This is a genomic window from Lysobacter sp. 22409 (assembly GCF_052045105.1).
Classification (GTDB): Bacteria; Pseudomonadota; Gammaproteobacteria; order Xanthomonadales; family Xanthomonadaceae; genus Lysobacter; species Lysobacter antibioticus_B.
This window is the reverse complement of the sequence record NZ_JBQEOE010000004.1, coordinates 115,080-133,074: the sequence shown is the minus strand read 5'-3', so window position 1 is coordinate 133,074 and position 17,995 is coordinate 115,080. Positions and strand designations below refer to the sequence as shown.

Below are 17,995 nucleotides of genomic sequence, written 5' to 3'. Positions count from 1 at the left end.
CAGCGGCTGCGTACACAGCGCGCGTTCGCCCTCACCCCATCGAAACGGAGACATGCAATGACTTATGCCTATCGCGGCGAAGACGGCCCCATCGGGGGCAAACCCGGGCGCACCCCGGGCGATGTCAAACGATCCGGCGGCTTCAGGCCATGGAGATCGGACAACATCCAGACCAGCCGCGCCAACCTCAGGCAGTTGGTGAACACCGGCACCCTGGCCATCGAAGCCGAGCGCTGGTGCATCGACAAGAACCGCGAGAACGGTTGGTTCTTCAGCACGGGGCTGGACGAAGAAACCGCCTACGACACCTACCAGTTCTTCTATCGCATCAATACCGATGGCCTGGTCCAGCAGCCGTGGACGGTGCTCGGCAAGGACAACGTGCCGAAGATGAAGCTGTACCTCAACAGCAACGACCTCGACATGGCGACCAAGATCGCGGTGATCTGGTTCGCGCGGCCCAAGGAGTTGCTGGTGATGTCGCCGGTCGGCGTGAACCTGATCGATCTGCGCATCGGGGTGAAGCCGGATGTGTGGCAGCCGCTCGCGGAGTTCCCGGGCTGAGCCGGCGCGGCGGCCCCGAATGCCAGGCCGGGGCCGCCCTCCACCCGCAGGGGCTCATGTCAACGCGCACGGCGGCGCGAGCGCCCTTCGCCGTTCGGGTTTCACGGCTGCCTGCCGACGGCGTTTCTTTGTGCATTCCGCCATTGCGCCCACGGGAGCCCCTCATGGGAAACAAGCCGCCCAAAGAGGCCGAACAGGCCGACGCCAAAGCCAAAGCCAAAGCCAAAACCATCAGCGATCTGTTCGCGCTTTCGAAAGTCGATCCCCAGGACGGCATCGATGCGGTGACCCTGGACGGCATCATCCGCCATCTCCTCAAAGCCCCGATGCGATCCGACGATTGGGCGGCGATGGACATGCTGCATCGCGTGCATTGGTACGAGATGGTGCGGGATTTGGTGAAGCAGATCGGCATGGGTACGGAGCGCCAATCGCAGATCCTGGAGCAGTTTCGCAGAGTCTTGAACTACAACGAAGACATGAGCACAGACCGGGCATCGCTGAGAAATGACGACAGCAGCGATAGCGGCAGCGACAGCGACAGCGACAGCACCAGCGGCAGTATCGGCGGCAGCGATGTTCCGGCCCATCCGGCGCTCTTGCTGCGGCAGCTCGACGAATCGCTCGGCAACACCCACAGTTATCTTGTGCTCGCCGGCTGGACCAGGGAGCGGCTGATCCGCTTCGACACCGGCTCGTTGATGGCCGCGGTGAAAGCCGACCGGGACTTCATCGATCAGTCCACCAACTACACGCCTCCGGCGCCGGTCAGCCTCACCAACTTCGTGCCGACTACCGCTTCCATCTCCAGTACCGGTTCCAGTGCCGGCTCGACCTCGGCCCCGACTCCACGTGTCGTGATCAACTATTGGACACTGCCCGAGAGCGAGAGGGCAGCGGCCGCAGAAGAGCTTGCCCGCGCGTACAACCGCACCCTCGCCAATACCACGGGCGCAGCGCCGGCGACGAATGCGGTTCCGATCGCGGCCTTCATGGCCAACCAGGAAGTGGCGATCAGAGCGGTCATGGCCGGCTACGACTTCCTCGAACCCACCACGGGCGCGCGTAAGTTGCTGGGCCAGACCGCCGTCGCGATCGATCTGGCCCTGGGTGTGGCGAACACGCTGGCCGGACGCGGCGCTTCCAGCATCACCGAGTCGACGATGAAAGAGAGCCCGGACGGGTTCGACAACCAAGGCCTGAAGAAACTGTAAGGCTCGCGACCGCGGCATTCGCGGTTGCCGCCACCTGCAAGGCCGAGAATCGCGACCATGCCTGCCGTTGGAAACGTCGACCGGCACCGGGAACCGGCCCACGGAGTCCGCGGCACATCGGACGCAGTCGCAAGGCGACCGCGTTCGCTGGTATATCTGCCCATCCGGCCTCGTCCTGGCCGATCCGCAGACAAGGCCGTCGCTCCCATGCTGTTTCGCCGTTTTCTCCTGCTGCTTGCGGCCCTCGCAGCGATCGCCGCCGCCGTCGTGGTCGCCGTGGTGCAACCGTTCGTCAGCCCCTTGCCCTCGCAACCTGTGGCCGTCGATAGCGCGCGCTTGAAGGCCGACGTCAGGCACCTGTCGGCCGATCTGTATCCGCGCAGCTACGACCAGCCCGACAGCCTGGAGCGCTCCGCGAACTTCATCCGCGACGAATTCGCCAACAGCGGCGGCCGCGTGTCCCACCAGGACGTGAAAGTCGAAGAACGCACCTACCGCAACCTCATCGTGCGCTTCGGCCCCGACAGCGGGCCTGTGCGGGTGATCGGCGCGCACTACGATTCCTTCGCCGATGTCGGCTTCGACACCGACGATCCGCGCGGCTATTCGCCGCGCACGCATACGCCGGGCGCCGACGACAACGCCAGCGGCGTCGCCGGCTTGCTGGAGCTGGCGCGTCTGCTCGGCCGCAACCCGCCCGCGCATGCGGTCGAACTGGTCGCCTACACCTTGGAAGAGCCGCCGCATTTCCGCAGCGAGCACATGGGCAGCGCCTGGCATGCGCGTTCGCTCAAGGCGAGCGGGCGCGAAGTAGAGTTCATGCTGTCGCTGGAGATGATCGGCCGCTTCAGCGACCGCCCCGGTAGCCAGCGTTATCCGCTGCGCGGCATGGACCGTTTGTACCCGGACCGCGGCGACTTCGTGATCCTGGTCGGCAGGCTGGGCGACTTCGGCCGCCTGCGCCGGCTCAAGGCGATCATGGCCGGGGCGACCGACCTGCCGGTGCACTCGATCAATGCCCCGCCGCTATTGCAGGGCATCGATTTCTCCGACCACCTGAGCTACTGGCATGAAGGCTATCCGGCCTTCATGGTCAGCGACACCGCCTTCCTTCGCAGCACGACCTACCATCAAGCCAGCGACACCTACGACAAGCTCGACTACGCACGCATGGCCAAGGTGGTGCAGGCGGTGTATGCGATCGCGCAACGGCCCGGCGCCGACGCGGATTGAATCCGTCGCACGCATGCAAGCCGCGAGGACGCCGCTCGCATGCGCGCCGGGCGTTCGGGCCGAACCTACTCGTGCAGGCCGGGCCGAGCCTTGCCTCAGGCCGCGGCGACTCGCACCACGCGCTTGCCGAGGTTCTGCCCTTCGAGCAGGCCGATGAAAGCCGTCGGCGCATTCTCCAGGCCGTCGACGACATCCTCGAGCAACTTGACCCGGCCTTCGGCGACCCACTGGCTCATGTCGCGGCTGAACGTTTCGAAGCGATCGCCGTAATGGTCGAGGATGATGAAGCCCTGCATGCGGATGCGCTTCTGCAGCAGCGCAGTCATCGTCTGCGCCAAACGGTCCGGGCCCGAGGTGTGCTCAGCGCCGTTGTAATGCGCGATCACGCCGCAGACCGGCACGCGTGCGCCGATGTTGAGCAGCGGCAACACCGCGTCGAACACGGCGCCGCCGACGTTCTCGAAATAGACGTCGATGCCGTCCGGGCAGGCCGCGGCAAGGTGTTCGGCCAGTCGGGGGTCGTGGCGGTCCAGGCACACGTCGAAGCCGAGTTCCTCGACCGCATGGCGGCATTTGTCGGCGCCGCCGGCGATGCCGACCACGCGCGCGCCCTTGAGCTTGGCGATCTGCCCGACCACCGAGCCGACCGCACCGGTCGCCGCGGCCACGACCACGGTTTCGCCGGCTTGCGGCTGGCCGATGTCGAGCAGGCCGACGTAAGCGGTGAACGCCGGCATGCCGAGGCCGCCGAGGGCGAACGAGGGCTGCGGCATGTCGCCGAGCGCCTGCAGATCCTTGCCATCGGACAGGGCGTAGTCCTGCCAGCCGGCATTGCCGAGCACCACCTCGCCGACGCGGAACTGCGGGTGCCGCGAGGCGGCGACGCGGCTGACCGTGCCGCCGACCATCGGCGCGCCCAGCGCCACCGGCGGCGCGTAACTGGTCCCGGCTTCGTCCATCAGATTGCGCATGTAGGGATCGAGCGACAGGTACAGGGTGCGCAGCAGCACCTGGCCTTCGTCGGGCGTCGGTACGGCGGTTTCTTCGAAGCGGACATCCTGGGCCGTCGGCAAGCCGCGCGGGCGGTTGGCCAGGACGATGCGGCGGTTGACGGTATCGCGTTGCGACATGAGTGCATTCCTTTAGCGCTGGGGTGGGGGTTGGATCGTTCGTAAGCGAGGTGCTGACGACAGGCCGCTCAACAAATAGACCGGTCGTCTATAGAACAGGCAAAACAAAGGCGGGAACGCAGGCACGCTCCCGCCTCGGCTCAGGCGTCTTGGGCCAGGCCCAGCCGCTCGCGCGTGCCGGCCATGACCATGTCCAGGCCGCTGCGGTCGCGGGCGATCTTGGCCAGCAGACTGGCGCCGAGCCAGCTCTGGTAGAGCGCGACCGCGGTCGCCTGCGAATCCGATGCATCGGCGAGACCGGCGAGCGAGCCGTCCACGCGCCCTGCTTCGATGCACTGGGCCAGACGATCGACGACCCCGCGCGTGCCGCGCGCCAGCGCCGCGCGCATGCTTTCCGACAAATCGCAGACCTCGGCGCCGAGCTTGACCACCGGGCAGCGGCTTTGGTTTTCCTCGCCGGTCTGCGAATCGAGCCAGTCCTCGAAGAAGGCCATCGTCCGCTGCGCCCCGGTGCCGGGCTGCGACAACAACGCGTCCATCCGCCCCAGGTACTCGGCGAAATAGACCTCGAGCACCGCTTCGCCGAAGGCTTCCTTGGAGCCGAAGTAGTGATAGAACGAGCCCTTCGGCACCTGCGCCGCGGCCAACACCTCCGACAGCCCGACCGCGGTGAAGCCCTTGCGCAGGAACAGCGGGTGGGCCACCTCGAGGATGTGCCGGCGGACGTCGATGGCGGCGGAGCTAGCGTTCATGGGCGACACGATAGCCTCAATTAGACCGGTCGTCTAGTGCCGGGAGACGAGCGGGTCGCGGTTGCTTCCGGGTAGGAGCGGCGCAAGCCGCGACCGCGCTGGGAAGGTCTCGCGGCGCTTCTCTCAAGCAAGGTCAAACGCTAAGAGCTTCCGCCACTAAAGCGGCGGGTTACTTTCTTTTGTCATAAGCAACAAAAGTCCGTCTGGATTCCCTTCGGTCAAAGGTAACCAAAGAAGTTGCTTTTCTTTGAATCACCAGCCCGCACGAGCGATGCCGACGCGGGGATTTTTCATACGGGACATCCCTGTCCCGATGAAAAACGGCGCGCATCCCTGCGCGCCGCCCCTCGGGTCTTCGATTACCTTCGCGAATGCGAGGCGACGCACAACAACGACAACAGCAAAACCTTTAAGGCAACGGTAACTCCTGCTTTGCCGTTGCCGTTGCCGTTGCCGTTGCCGTTGCCGTTGCCGTTGCCGTTGCCGTTGCCGTTGCCGTTGCCGAGATGTTGAACTGCTTTGCCGCTTTACCGGTCAAGTGGAGACCCGAAGGGCGCCGCACAGGACGTGCGGCGTTTTCCGATAAGACAGGGACGTCTTATCGGAAAATCCCGGCGCGGGCATCGCACTCGTAGCCTGTGCCCTTGCAAGGAGAGCCCTTTTCTTTGGTTATCTTTCTTTTGGGCTTAGCAAAAGAAAGTAACCCGGCCGCGTTAGCGGACGGAAGCTTTGCACTTGCTTATGGCTTCTTGAGAAGCAAGGTCAGATCAAACGCTAGAAGCTTCCGCCGCTAAAACGGCGGGTTACTTTCTTTTGTCATAAGCAACAAGAGTCCGTCTGGATTCCCTTCGGTCACAAGCCGCGACCACGCCGCAACGATTACCCGCGTCGGCAGCCGTAGATCCGCGGTCGCGGCTCGCGCCGCTCCTACCCAAGAGCAGCAACGACGTTGCCGTTGCCGTTGCCGTTGCCGTGATGAGCTTGGCGCAGTGACGAACTTGCGATGCAAGCGTAGACCCGGAGGGCGGCGCACAGGACGTGCGCCGTTTTCCGATAAGACAAGGATGTCTTATCGGATAATCCCCGCGCGCGCTTCGAACTCGCAGGGGAGCTTCGTCAAGGAAGGCCTTTTCTTTGGTTAGCTTTGATCGAAGGGAATCCAGACGGACTTTTGGGCCAGCAAAAGAAAGTAAAACCCGGCCGCGTCAGCGGACGGAAGCTTTGCTCTTAACTCTTGCACTTGCCTCATCGCCTGGCGGCCATAGACACCGCATCGGACATAACGCGGTCGCGGCTCGCGCCGCTCCTACCCTGGAGCTGCGTGGAAGTGACGGCGCGCCGGCCAGGTACGTGGTCGCGACTCACGTCGCTCCTACACGTACCGAACGCGTGCCGATCAAGCTTACTAGCCGATAATCAAGCCAACACCTCGCGCAGATACGGCGCAGTGCGGCTCGCCTTCGATCGCGCGACCTGCTGCGGCGTGCCGCTGGCGACGATCTGTCCACCCTGCTCGCCCGCGCCGGGGCCGATGTCGATGACCCAATCGGCGTCGGCAACCACGCGCATCTCGTGTTCGACCACGACCACGGTGTTGCCTGCCTCGACCAGGCCGTGCAACTGCGCCATCAGCTTGTCGACGTCGGCCGCATGCAGGCCCGTGGTCGGCTCGTCGAGTACGTACAAGGTGTCGCCGTGTTGGCTGCGCTGCAGCTCGGTCGCCAACTTGATGCGCTGCGCTTCGCCGCCGGACAGCTCGGTCGCCGGCTGTCCCAGGCGCAGATACCCCAGGCCGATGTCGTGCAGCAGGCTCAACGAGCGGCGGATCGCCGCTTCGCCGTCGAAGAACGCCAGCGCTTCGTCGACCGTCATCGCCAGCACCTCGGCGATGTTGCGTCCGTTCCAGACGACTTCGAGGGTCTTGGCGTTGTAGCGGCTGCCGTGGCAGGTCGGGCACGGCGCGTATACGGTCGGCATGAACAACAGTTCGACCTGCACGAAGCCCTCGCCCTCGCAGGTGTCGCAACGGCCCTGAGCGACGTTGAAGGAAAAACGCCCGGCGTTGTAGCGGCGCGTCTTCGCCATCGCAGTGGCGGCGAACAGCTTGCGTACGTGATCGAACAAGCCGGTGTAGGTGGCCAGGTTCGAGCGGGGCGTGCGGCCGATCGGTTTCTGGTCGACGTTGACCAGGCGTTTGATCGCGTCGGCGCCGGCGTGCAACCGCCCGGACACGCGCGCGAGCGGGCCGGGCTGCGGCATGTCGTTGTCGCTCTCTTCGGGCACCGGCTCGTGCCCCAGGTGCTCGCCGACCAGTTCGACCAAGGCCTGGCTGACCAGACTCGATTTGCCCGAACCCGACACGCCGGTGACCGCGGTGAAGGCGCCCAAGGGAAAGCGCGCGTCGAGGCCGTGCAGGTTGTTTCGATGCAGGCCGCGCAGTTCCAGCCAGGCCGACGGTTTGCGCGGCGGCCGCGGCTCGGCGGCAACGAGATCGAACAGATACGGCCGGGTGCGCGAAGCTTCGATCTCGCGCAGCCCTTCGGGCGGGCCGCTGTAGAGGATGCGTCCGCCGTGTTGTCCGGCGTCGGGGCCGACATCGACCAACCAGTCGGCGCGGCGCAAGGTCTCCAGGTCGTGCTCGACCACGAACACGGTGTTGCCGGTGGCCTTGAGCTGGTCGAGCGCGCGGTGCAAGGCCTCGCTGTCGGCCGGATGCAGGCCGGCCGAAGGCTCGTCGAGCACGTAGACCACGCCGAACAGATTGGAACGGATCTGGGTGGCCAGGCGCAGCCGTTGCAATTCGCCCGGCGACAGGCTCGGCGTGGCCCGGTCCATCGCCAGGTAGCCGAGCCCCAAGGCCTGCAAAGTGCCGATGCGTTCGACCAGGTCATGGGCGATGCGCTGCGCGGCGATGCGTTTTTCCTCGGACAGGTTGGGCGTGCGCCGCACGTCGGAACTGCCGGCATGCGCCAACCCGCCGGCGGCGATGCGCTTGGCTTCGGCGCTGCGGCCGGCCGCGCGGCTGCGGGTGGCGGCGCTGGCCGGGGCATCGAAGCGACCTTCCGCCGCGGGCGTCAGCACCTCGGCGATCCGGTCCAGCGACAGCTGCGACAGGCTGCCGATGTCGAGCCCGGCGAAGCTCACCGACAAAGCCTCTCGTTTCAGGCGCCGGCCGTCGCAGAGCGGACACTGCGCGCCGATCATGTAGCGCGACACGCGCTTCTTCATCAGCGCGCTCTGCGTGCTGGCGAAGGTATGCAGCACGTACTTGCGCGCGCCCATGTAGGTGCCCATGTAGCTGGGCTCGGCCTTGCGGCGCAGCGCGGCGCGGGTCTCGGCGACGCTGAAGCCGGCATACACCGGCACCGAGGGCTGTTCCTCGGTGAACAGGATCCACTCGCGATCCTTCTTCGGCAGATCGCGCCAGGGCTTGTCGATGTCGTAGCCCAGGGTGACCAGGATGTCGCGCAGGTTCTGTCCGTGCCAGGCCGGCGGCCACGATGCGATGGCGCGCTCGCGGATGCTCAGCGACGGGTCCGGCACCATCGACTGCTCGGTCACTTCATAGACATAGCCCAGGCCGTGGCAATTCGGGCACGCGCCCTGCGGCGTGTTCGGCGAGAAGTCCTCGGCGTACAGCATCGGCTGCTGGGCCGGATAGCTGCCGGCGCGCGAATACAGCATGCGCAGCAGACTCGACAAGGTGGTCACGCTGCCCACCGTCGAACGCACGTTCGGGCTGCCGCGTTGCTGCTGCAAGGCCACCGCCGGCGGCAGGCCTTCGATCGCATCGACGTCGGGCACGCCGACCTGATCGATCAGGCGCCGCGCGTACGGCGACAGCGATTCCAGGTAACGCCGCTGCGCCTCGGCATAGAGGGTGCCGAAAGCGAGCGAGGACTTGCCCGAACCCGACACGCCGGAAAACACCACCAGCGCATCGCGCGGGATGTCGACGTCGATGTCCTTGAGGTTGTGCTCGCGCGCGCCGCGGACACGGACGAAGGCGTCGAAACCGGGGTCGCGACGGAGCTGTTTCTTGGCCATAGGGGCTCGATTGGAGCATTGGGGACGCGGGAGGGCGGTGAAGATACCCGCTCGCGGCGTGCTTGGGGAGCAAGGCGCTGCACCGAATCGGCCGATGCGAAGGCAGTGCTTGCCTCCGGGCGCGCGTGCCGGCCGCGTTCGCGCCGGCCTCGCACGATCCCGCTGCGACTGTCCAGGCGAGACGGCGCTGCGAAACGGACTAAGAAGTCTTAAAGCATCGCGGCCGAAACCCACCGCGCGAGCTCGCGCCCGATGCATCACGGCGACAGCCGCCCAGTCGCAACGCGCTGCGATCGCCTCGATGGGGCATCGGCGCGGAAGACACCGTTGTCTTTCAACGAAGGCGCCTTTGGTTGATGCATCGCCGCGCAAACAGGACGACGGCGTCGATCTCCGTGGTCACCGCGGATATCTCGCGGCAGCTTCATGACCCGGCCAAGCGCGGATCGCGAGGCAATGATCGATACCGTGATCGGCTACCGCCGCACTCCCGGATGACAACGATATCGGCCGTTCCACTGTGCCGTGCGGACCGCTAGGTTCGCGCTGCACCCAGGCCGTGCACCGACCCGCATTCGCGGGCGGCCCCATCCGCAAGAGGAACCGCAATGAAAAAGCTAGCTCTGACCGGGCTGATCGCAGCAGCATGCATGTTGATCGGGCCGACCGCGCAGGCCGTGGTCGTGGGCGGGATCGTCAGCACCGATGCGCATTGGCCGGCAACCACCGCCGGCTATAACCAGCTCACCTTCTACGATCAGGTCAACCACGACGGCGGCTCGCGTTCGAACTATTACTGGGCCAACCAGTTCTGGTTCCACGGCGGCGACGGCGGCTACATCGGCCTGCAAAACCGCAGCGGTCAGCGCTGGCTCAACTTCTCGATCTGGCTCGCCAGCGGCTGGGACGCATCGAGCCGCGCCAGCTGCGGCCACTTTTCCCACGAAGGCAGCGGCGTGCAGTGCCAAATCAAGTGGAACTGGAAGCCCGGCCACAAGTACAAGGTCGACGTGATCCGCGCCTCGACCAAGGTGACCGGCGTCGTCACCGACCTGATGACCGGCGAAAGCATCACCGTCGCCACGATCAACATCCCGGCCACCTGGAGCGGCTTCAAGAGCCAGACCGTCAGCTTCGTCGAGGAATACAGCCAGGGCGCGAACCAACTGCCCTCGTGCAACGTTATCGGCGCGCAATCCTCGGTGTTCTACCTGCCGGTGGCCAACGGCAACCTGCCGGCGACCAGCCAGACCACCAAGACCTACGGCAACTGCAACAACAAGAACATCGCCCACGCCGCCTGCGACAGCACCGGCAAGTGCATGAACATCGTCAGCAACCTCGACGGATACGCATCGCCGAGCGAGTAACGAGTTTCAATGCGGCATCCGCAAACAGCAAAGGCCCGCATTGCGGGCCTTTGCTGTTATCGCGGCAAGCGAGACCGGCCGACGGCCGGGCACCGCCATGCCCTCGGTCAGCCTCCCTGCACGGCATCGCCGCCGGTGGCCGGGCCCGAGGCTTCGGGCGTGGCCGGCGCGGGTGCCGCAGGCACGAGCGGGGCCGCGGGAGCTGCGGCACCCGCAGGAGCGGAAGGCGCAGCACTTGCGGGTGCCGCAGGAGCGACCGCCGCAGCCGGCCCAGCCACGGCGTCGCCGACGACAGGCGTCGCGGGCGCCGCAACGGCGGTCGCCGGCGCTGCGGTGGCGGCGCTGAAGGCGACGATCGAAGCGTCGTTGAGGCGGTAGGTACCCAGGATGTCCGGCAACATCGCGTGACGATGGCGGTTCCAGACCCAGTACTCTCCGGCGCGTATCTGCCGCAGACCGTTCCATACGCTGACCTTCTGCTCGCGCTCGACCCGGCCTTCCTGCGAAAACTCGTAAGCGAACATCGCCGCCACTTCGACCGCGGCATGGTCGAGCAGTTGATGCACACGCGCCGCATCCAGCCCCTCGATATAGCCCTTCTGCTGCTTGCGCGGCATCGCCTCGGCGTCCGCGACCATCGACACCTGGTAGCCCCGCGACCAGGCCAGCTTCTCTTCGAGCCCGCCCTTCTTGCCGGGAACGCAATCGTAGAAGCTGGCATTGAGCCCGGTCACCAGCGTGCTGTTCACCGGCGCCCAGCGCAGTGGGCGCAGCCGCAGCACCGGGTTCGTGCACGCCACCGGGCCCTTGCTGACCGGCGCCGGCTTGGCGGCGGCCGCTCCGGGTTCGGTATTGGATTCGGGCTTGGGCTCGGGCAACACCACCTTGACGATCGGCGACGGGGTGATGCCGCCGGACACCAGCGCCGCGCGCAGGCTGGCCTCCATCGAGGTCCGGTAATCGTAGGGACCGATGACTTCATTGCCCCACTTGGCGCCGTCGTTCGCGCCTTTCTGGATGATGGCACCGACGATCAGGCCGCCGATCAGGCCGCCGACCAATCCGGCCGTGCCGTGATTCGTGACCAGGCTGTTCATCATCACCGGGTCGACGACGGGGCTGGAAACACCGCTGACCGGCGTCAGCTCGGTCTGGGTCAGGTGCAACTCGACCGCGAGCTCAGGCGCCAAGGGATACGGCAAAGGCTCCGGCGGCTTGGCCGCGGCGACCGCGCCGTGGGCGGCCAGCGCGACCGCCACTGCGATCCGCGCACGAAAGAAACCTACCGGCCCGCGACGGGCCGATTGCATCGACTGCTTCATTGGATACTGCCCCCTGGATGTTCCATATCGGCAAGGCGCTCCTGCGCCCTCCCCCCCTGAAAGACCGGTGGCCTGCCCGCGAATGTGGCTTTCGGCTTCGCTGCGGCGCGGCCCTCGGTGCCGGCAACATAGCAAGAATCCCGGCGATTTCGCAGTCGAGACGGCCCACGCATCGGCAAGGTCCGGCTCCCCCTCAATCCACCGGGCCGCAGTTCCATCGATGGGGGCACTGCAGGACGAAACGGAAACAAGCCGGAATCACTCGTCCAACACCCAACGCTCGGCGGTGATCTTGAGCTTGGAGGGTTGCCCCTCGATGCGGTCCGCGTATTCCACTTCGATGCGCACGTTCTCGTCGGCGCCTTTCACGCGGTAGGACTCGATCTTTCCGGTCAGGTAGCTCGGGACAGCATGCCCACCGCCGGCATAATTCGCGCCTGGATCGAGGCAGGACAGCGCTCTGCGGATATTGCCGTAAGCGAATTCGGTCGAGGTGTTATGCACCAGCCATTTGCAGAAATCTTTGCCGGGCTGGTAGCCCTCATGCTGGCAGCTTTTGCTCCACTCCGGCCAGTTCGTCAGCAACTCGACCGAATGCTGGCTGCTCAGGGGAGTCGCATTCGCGAACTTGACCATTTCACCGCAGAAGGCATCGTCGCGACCGCTGCCCGAGAAGCTGGCGCAACCGGTCACGGCGAGTAAAGCGCAGACGATGAGAGTCGGAATTTTCATGTGATCGCGGCGAGGCCGCCGGTCGGTCGGCTGCCACCAGCTTAGCCTTGTGCTCGCCGCGCCGCCCGCGGTCCCGGCCGGCGCAAACATCGCACCGCGGTATCGAGCGGCCCGCCCGAAACAAGAAGGGCCGCTCCACGAATGGAGCGGCCCTTCGATGGTTTCGCACCCGACCGCTATCGTCGGGCGCTATGCCGAGATACCTCGATCAGGGACAGCTATAGGTATCGCTGGCCTGCGCGCGGTAGGCGGTCCACATCGCATCGGCGAACTCGCTGCCGTAGTAGCCCCCGTCGCGAGCGGCGCCGTGCAGCGCCGGCCAGCGCCCGGTGCCGTCGGAGGGGTTGTTGTCGAGCGCACCGTTGCCGTTGGGCTGGTAGGGGTCGGGCTGGGTCCAGGCACCGTGGTTCACCCAACGGTCGGCGTAACGCAGGATCTTGTCGTCGGTCCAGATGCAGCGCAGCGACGGCATCAAGCGCAGCGCCAGCGCGATGGCCTTGTAGCCCTTGGCCGTGCAGCACATCTGATAGTAGGCGCCGGGTTCCTGGCCGCCGTCGATGTAGCCATAAGGATCGCGGCAATCGCGCGAGTTGCCGCCGGTGTTCTGGTTGTCCCAGTAGTCCTCGGCCGAACACAGGCCGCCGAACAACACCTGCCCGGCGCCGGCGCCGACGTACAGCTGGCCGTCCTCCTGGAAGGTCCCCTGCTGGAAGTCGCGCACGCGCGCGGCCATCGCCGGGTCGTCGAGCAACAGCGCCGACAAGGCCAACACCAACTTGCGGCCGTGGCGGTGACCGCCGTCGGCATTGAAATGCAAGCCGCCCTGCATCCCGGCATCGAGGTCGATGCCGTACTGCACCATGTTGATCGCCAGCTTGCGGCGCTCGGCCGCATCGCCGTCGACCATCAGGCGCAGTGATGCCTCGGCGAAGTTCATCGCGATCCAGGCGCCGTAGTCCGGCATGTTCTTGAGCGGATGGATCTCGTCGGCGCTCCAATGCAACTGGTGATCCAGTTGCAGACGCTGGTACCTCGCCGACAGTGCACTCAGGGTCGGCGCCGACGCCAGCGGCGCGAGCGAGGGCAAGCGATCCAGGCGCAGCCGGTTGGTCGAGTACAACGGCTTGCTGCGGCCGAAGTACGGCGGACGGAACGAGGTGCTGCCGCCATCGGCCGGAGGCGCGGCCAACACCGTCAGCACCACCGCGGTATCGAGCGCGGTCTTGTTGAAGGTGGAAAGCGATTTCGCCTTGACGATGGATTGGTTCGGCGAGGCCGAATAGGGCAACGCCGGCACCAGCGAGCGGAGGTAGTTGCTTGCGCGCGAGTCGAAGCCTTGGCGGTCGACCTGGGTCGGGTTCACCTCGAAGCCGTTGCGGCCGCTGGAGAAGGCCGGCGAGATCGACACCACCTTGACCTTGCCCAGGCTGTCGGCGGTCGGCGCGACCCAGTAGTCGCCGTTGGCGAACTGGCCGCAGGGATAGGCCCGGTCGAGGACGAAGGTGACTTCGTATTGCTTCACCTGCGTGCACGACGCGACGAGCGCGCTGCGGGTCGGGGCCGCTACCGACGAATCCGGACGGGCGGTCGCGGCGGCCTGCGGCGATACCGACGCGGGCGGCGCCGAACCGACCGTCAGCGCCGCGGCGGGCGTGGCGTTTTCGAGCGGCGCTGCCGTAGCGGGCGGTGCGGCCTCCTGCTGGGGGCAGCCCGCCAATGCGAGCGAGCCGCCGGCCAACAATGCGGCGCGCGTCAACAGCAGCCGCAGGCTCGGTTTGCCCGTGCGCGGCAATAAGCATGCTTCTTTCATGATCTCTCCTGGTGCGGTAATCGCGGCATCAGGTTGCCGTTGTCTACGGCGCGCGCCCAATGGAAAAATCCGGAACCGCGTCGTGCGACATCCAGTTTCGAGAAATTCCCCAGCGCCGGTTTTCGACTTGGCGAATCGGATCACGGTTTCGAGAACAGAATCTGTCTTTGCCTGGGCGGCGGACCTACGCTGCCGCTCCGCAACTGCTTGGAGGTGACGCATGGGAGCCCGCAAGCGACGCTACGTCGGCAAACCCGTCCCCGCCGACGGCTGGCGCGTCTGGGACAGCAAATCGAAGCGCTGGTGGGGCAACGTGTATGCCGACTATCCGGCGGCCGTGCTCGACGAACTCAACGGCGAGGGCTCGCCGCAACGACTGACCGAACTCGGCCGGAGCTCGCGCGCGCCCAAAGCGAAAGCCGTGCGCAAGCAGCGCTGATGCCGCTCGATGGCGGCCCCGGCCGTCGCGTGCGCAGACGGCCAATGCTCCGGTCGCCGCCTGTCCGCATCCGCTCCCCGCGCTAAGTTCCCAGGATTTTTTCTGCGATTCGCCGACGGGCAGAACCGACAAAAAATACAATTCGGCCATGGTCGCGGCACGGGTTCCACGCTCGGCCGCAGACCGCTTGCGGGCAGCCCTCCCTGCTGCGGTTTCGCTTCTACAAAACGCGCAAGGCCCCGGATCGACCGGGGCCTTGCGCTCGTCGGTGGCCGTGGGCCACCGCCGTCGATCATTTGCCGGCGAACTCCAGCAGATCGCGGTCGAGCCGGTCTTTGTGCGAATCCGGCAGACCGTGCGGCGCGCCCGGGTACACGATCAGCTTCGCGTTCTTGATCAGCTTGGCCGCGGCGTGTGCGGAAGCATCGATCGGCACGATCTGGTCGTCGTCGCCGTGGATCACCAGCACCGGCACGTCGATGCGCTTGAGGTCTTCGGTGAAGTCGGTCGCCGAGAACGCGGCGATCGAGTCGTAGGTGTTCTTGTGGCCGGCCTGCATGCCCTGCGAGCGGAACGATTCGATCAGGCCGGGCGAGGGCTTGGCGCCGGGACGGTTGTAGCCGTAGAACGGGCCCGAGGCGATGTCGAGGTACAACTGCGCGCGGTTTTCGCGCGAGGCCTTGCGCAGTCCGTCGAACACTTCGAGCGGCAGGCCTCCGGGGTTGGCCGCGGTCTTCAGCATCAGCGGCGGCACCGCGCTGACCAACACCGCCTTGCGCACCCGTTCGCTGCCGTAGCGGCCGAGATAGCGTGCGACTTCGCCGCCGCCGGTGGAGAAGCCGACCAACACCGCATCGCGGACGTCGAGGGTGTCCAGCACCGCCTTGAGGTCGGCGGCGTAGTGATCCATGTCGTTGCCGTCCCAGGGCTGGCTGGAACGGCCGTGGCCGCGGCGGTCGTGGGCGATCACCCGGTAGCCGTGCTCGGCCAGGAACAGCATCTGCGATTCCCAGCTGTCCGAGCTCAACGGCCAGCCGTGGCTGAAGGCGACGACCGGGCCGTCCTTCGGGCCCCAATCCTTGTAGTAGAGCTGGACCCCGTCCTGGGTGACGATGATGTTGGACGACTGCCGCAGCGCAGCGGCCTGCTCGGTCGAGGCGGCAGTGGCGGTAGCGACGGGGCCGGCGGCCTGGGCCGAGGTGGCGATGCCGAAGGTCAGCAGGGACAGGGCGAGCGAGCGTTGCAGGGTGGTCATGGCGGTCTCCGGTTTGTTGGGTGGGCGTTGGGCCCGTGGGAGATACTTTGCCGGCTCAGCCAGGACTCCACGTGACGTATAGTCCGTAAAACTTTACCTATCGTATTTCCATGACCGACCGCCTCGAAGCCCTGCTCGAACGCTTCTCCGCCAGCGCCCGGCTGTTCCAGGCCGGCGCCCTGTGCGGCATCAACGACCTCACGCCGGAGCACGGCGCCGGCCAGCTGCATCTGGTGCGCGAGGGCACCGTCGAGGTGGTGCACGAAGGCGAGCCCGGGCTGCGCGTCGAGGTGCCGAGCCTGCTGCTCTACCCTCGTCCGCTCGCGCATCGCTTCATCACCGACGCCGAGCGCGGCGCCGACCTGGCCTGCGCCAACCTGCAGTTCGAAGGCGGCGCCGCCAACCCGATCGCCACCGCCTTGCCGGCCTTCGTCTGCATCGGGCTGGACCAGATCGACGGCAGCCAGCCGGTGCTGGCGCTGTTGTTCGAGGAAGCCTTCGAACGGCGCTGCGGCCGACAGGCCCTGATCAACCGTCTGTTCGAGGTGGTGCTGATCCAGGTGCTGCGCCACCTGATGGAGAGCGGCGGCACCCGCGTCGGCATGCTGGCCGGGCTGTCGCATCCGCAACTGCGGCATGCCGTGGTCGCCATCCACGAAACGCCCGAGCACGACTGGACCCTGGACACGCTGGCCGCACGCGCCGGCATGTCGCGCAGCGTGTTCGCCAATGCCTTCCGCGACAGCGTCGGCTGCACGCCCGGCACTTATCTGCAGCAATGGCGCGTCGGACTGGCCCAGCAAGCCTTGCTAGGCGGCCGGCCGTTGAAGACGATCGCGATGGACGTGGGCTACGGCAGCGAGGCCGCGCTGTCGCGCGCGTTCAAGGCCTCCACCGGGCTGTCGCCGCGCGCGTGGAAGACCGGCATGCTCAAAGCCGAGGCCTGACCCGGCGCCGTCGCCTATCGGCGCTGCCGCGCTGGCGCCGACGGGCACGACACCGCTGCGCGCCGCCGACACTGCGCCACCGACACTTCTGTATCACCGGAGTTGCCCATCATGCCGAGACTGTCTGTCATCGTCGCCGCGCTCATCCTGTTATCGGCCCTGCCGTCGCCGGCCGTGCCTCCCGCCGAGGCCCGGCCCGGCACAGACGCTCCGAGGAAGACCGAACGCGAGAAGGGCTTCGTGCGTTTGTTCGACGGCCGCAGCCTCGAAGGCTGGCATCTGTACGCTCAGCGCGGCCAACCGATTGCCGGCTGGCGCGTGGTCGACGGCGCGATCGTGCGCAGCGGGCCCGGCGGCGATCTGGTCAGCGACCGCGCTTACCGCGACTTCGAGCTGCGCATCGAGTGGAAGATCGCGCCCGGCGGCAACAGCGGCATTTTCTACCGCGCCGCGGAAACCCAGGCCCCGATCTATCGCAGCGCCATCGAATACCAAGTGCTCGACGACCAGCGCCATCCCGACGCCGGCAACGGCCGCACGCGCTGGGCCGCGGCCGCCTACGACCTGTATCCGCCGAGCACGGTCGTCGCACGACCGGCCGGCGAATGGAACCAGGCCCGCATCCGCGTGCGCGGCGCGGAGGTCGAGCACTGGTTGAACGGGGTCAAGGTGGTCGCCTATCGGCTCGACTCGCCCGACTGGAAGGCGCGACTGAGGCAAAGCAAGTTCAAGGACTGGCCCGAGTTCGCCGCTGCGCGCAGCGGCGTCATCGGCCTGCAGGATCATGGCGACGAAGTCGCCTACCGCAACATCCTCATTCGCCCGCTCTGACCTCGCACACTTCGGGCGAACGCGGACTCTAGACTCGGCGCCCGCGGAAGAACGAGACGACCGCTAGGATCAGGAAGGCGATGAACAGGATCCATGCGATGTTGCTCGCCGCGCCGGCGATGCCGGAGAAGCCGAGCACCGCGGCGATGATGGCGATGATGAAGAAGATGACCGTGTAACGAAGCATCGTGACCTCCACAGGTTCGGACCGGATCGGCAGCAACGCCGATGTGCATCGATCCTCGGTCGCGACCGGTTACAGACGGGTGATGGCGCGCACGGCGTGCAGCGATCCTTCAGCAGGATGAGGTGTGCGTGAATCCGCGCATGCGGCATGGCCGCGGGCCCG

Annotated in this window: 15 protein-coding genes; 7 read left to right on the top strand and 8 right to left on the bottom strand. The window is 66.5% G+C overall.

Annotation, left to right across the window (positions count from 1 at the left end; all coding sequences use genetic code 11):
* Positions 1-57 precede the first annotated feature (57 nt).
* The 3 genes from ACTJJK_RS03510 (at position 58) to ACTJJK_RS03500 (ending at position 3,011) form a co-directional block, all read left to right on the top strand.
* Positions 58-564, top strand: coding sequence for a hypothetical protein (locus tag ACTJJK_RS03510; RefSeq protein WP_031370121.1), 507 nt, complete (start codon positions 58-60; stop codon positions 562-564).
* 164 nt (positions 565-728) lie between these two features.
* Positions 729-1,778: a hypothetical protein gene (locus ACTJJK_RS03505; RefSeq protein WP_440729484.1), complete on the top strand. Its 1,050-nt coding sequence runs from the start codon at positions 729-731 to the stop codon at positions 1,776-1,778.
* A gap of 207 nt (positions 1,779-1,985) precedes the next feature.
* On the top strand, positions 1,986-3,011 hold the full coding sequence (locus ACTJJK_RS03500; RefSeq protein ID WP_440729483.1) for a M28 family peptidase: 1,026 nt from the start codon (positions 1,986-1,988) through the stop codon (positions 3,009-3,011).
* Positions 3,012-3,106: 95 nt separating this feature from the next.
* Here ACTJJK_RS03500 and ACTJJK_RS03495 read toward each other — a convergent pair whose 3' ends face one another.
* The 3 genes from ACTJJK_RS03495 to ACTJJK_RS03485 form a co-directional block, all read right to left on the bottom strand.
* Entirely contained in the window at positions 3,107-4,141 is a 1,035-nt protein-coding gene (locus tag ACTJJK_RS03495; protein WP_031370124.1) for an NADP-dependent oxidoreductase, read from the bottom strand.
* Between the two features lie 140 nt (positions 4,142-4,281).
* The gene (locus ACTJJK_RS03490) at positions 4,282-4,893 is read right to left on the bottom strand and encodes a TetR/AcrR family transcriptional regulator (protein WP_440729482.1); all 612 of its coding nucleotides are present in this window, start codon (positions 4,891-4,893) and stop codon (positions 4,282-4,284) included.
* Positions 4,894-6,309: 1,416 nt separating this feature from the next.
* Positions 6,310-8,940: an excinuclease ABC subunit UvrA gene (locus ACTJJK_RS03485; RefSeq protein WP_031371191.1), complete on the bottom strand. Its 2,631-nt coding sequence runs from the start codon at positions 8,938-8,940 to the stop codon at positions 6,310-6,312.
* A 608-nt stretch (positions 8,941-9,548) separates the two neighbouring features.
* On the opposite strand from ACTJJK_RS03485, the gene ACTJJK_RS03480 reads away from it, so the two are divergent.
* A complete protein-coding gene (locus ACTJJK_RS03480; protein WP_081930673.1) occupies positions 9,549-10,310 on the top strand; it encodes a DUF3472 domain-containing protein in 762 nt (253 codons plus the stop codon).
* A gap of 107 nt (positions 10,311-10,417) precedes the next feature.
* On the opposite strand, the gene ACTJJK_RS03475 is transcribed toward ACTJJK_RS03480, so the two are convergent.
* The 3 genes from ACTJJK_RS03475 to ACTJJK_RS03465 all read right to left on the bottom strand — a co-directional run bounded on the left by ACTJJK_RS03475 (position 10,418) and on the right by ACTJJK_RS03465 (position 14,174).
* On the bottom strand, positions 10,418-11,620 hold the full coding sequence (locus ACTJJK_RS03475; protein ID WP_440729481.1) for a hypothetical protein: 1,203 nt from the start codon (positions 11,618-11,620) through the stop codon (positions 10,418-10,420).
* Between the two features lie 270 nt (positions 11,621-11,890).
* Complete coding sequence (locus ACTJJK_RS03470; protein WP_152566129.1) at positions 11,891-12,364, bottom strand: hypothetical protein; 474 nt, start codon at positions 12,362-12,364, stop codon at positions 11,891-11,893.
* Positions 12,365-12,572: 208 nt separating this feature from the next.
* Positions 12,573-14,174 carry a hypothetical protein gene (locus ACTJJK_RS03465; RefSeq protein ID WP_223620811.1) on the bottom strand — a complete coding sequence of 534 codons (1,602 nt, stop codon included), beginning with the start codon at positions 14,172-14,174 and terminating at the stop codon, positions 12,573-12,575.
* A gap of 220 nt (positions 14,175-14,394) precedes the next feature.
* On the opposite strand from ACTJJK_RS03465, the gene ACTJJK_RS03460 reads away from it, so the two are divergent.
* On the top strand, positions 14,395-14,613 hold the full coding sequence (locus ACTJJK_RS03460; protein WP_031371196.1) for a hypothetical protein: 219 nt from the start codon (positions 14,395-14,397) through the stop codon (positions 14,611-14,613).
* A gap of 292 nt (positions 14,614-14,905) precedes the next feature.
* Here the strand turns inward: ACTJJK_RS03460 and ACTJJK_RS03455 are convergent, their stop codons facing one another.
* Positions 14,906-15,868 carry an alpha/beta fold hydrolase gene (locus tag ACTJJK_RS03455; protein ID WP_440729480.1) on the bottom strand — a complete coding sequence of 321 codons (963 nt, stop codon included), beginning with the start codon at positions 15,866-15,868 and terminating at the stop codon, positions 14,906-14,908.
* 110 nt (positions 15,869-15,978) lie between these two features.
* Between ACTJJK_RS03455 and ACTJJK_RS03450 the strand changes: the two genes are divergently transcribed.
* Together ACTJJK_RS03450 and ACTJJK_RS03445 are read left to right on the top strand one after the other, a co-directional pair.
* Entirely contained in the window at positions 15,979-16,815 is an 837-nt protein-coding gene (locus ACTJJK_RS03450) for an AraC family transcriptional regulator (protein ID WP_031371198.1), read from the top strand.
* A gap of 111 nt (positions 16,816-16,926) precedes the next feature.
* On the top strand, positions 16,927-17,646 hold the full coding sequence (locus ACTJJK_RS03445) for a 3-keto-disaccharide hydrolase (RefSeq protein ID WP_440729479.1): 720 nt from the start codon (positions 16,927-16,929) through the stop codon (positions 17,644-17,646).
* A 28-nt stretch (positions 17,647-17,674) separates the two neighbouring features.
* On the opposite strand, the gene ACTJJK_RS03440 is transcribed toward ACTJJK_RS03445, so the two are convergent.
* Positions 17,675-17,833 (bottom strand): DUF1328 domain-containing protein, encoded by a 159-nt coding sequence (locus ACTJJK_RS03440; RefSeq protein WP_031371200.1) that lies wholly within the window; start codon positions 17,831-17,833, stop codon positions 17,675-17,677.
* Positions 17,834-17,995 lie beyond the last annotated feature (162 nt).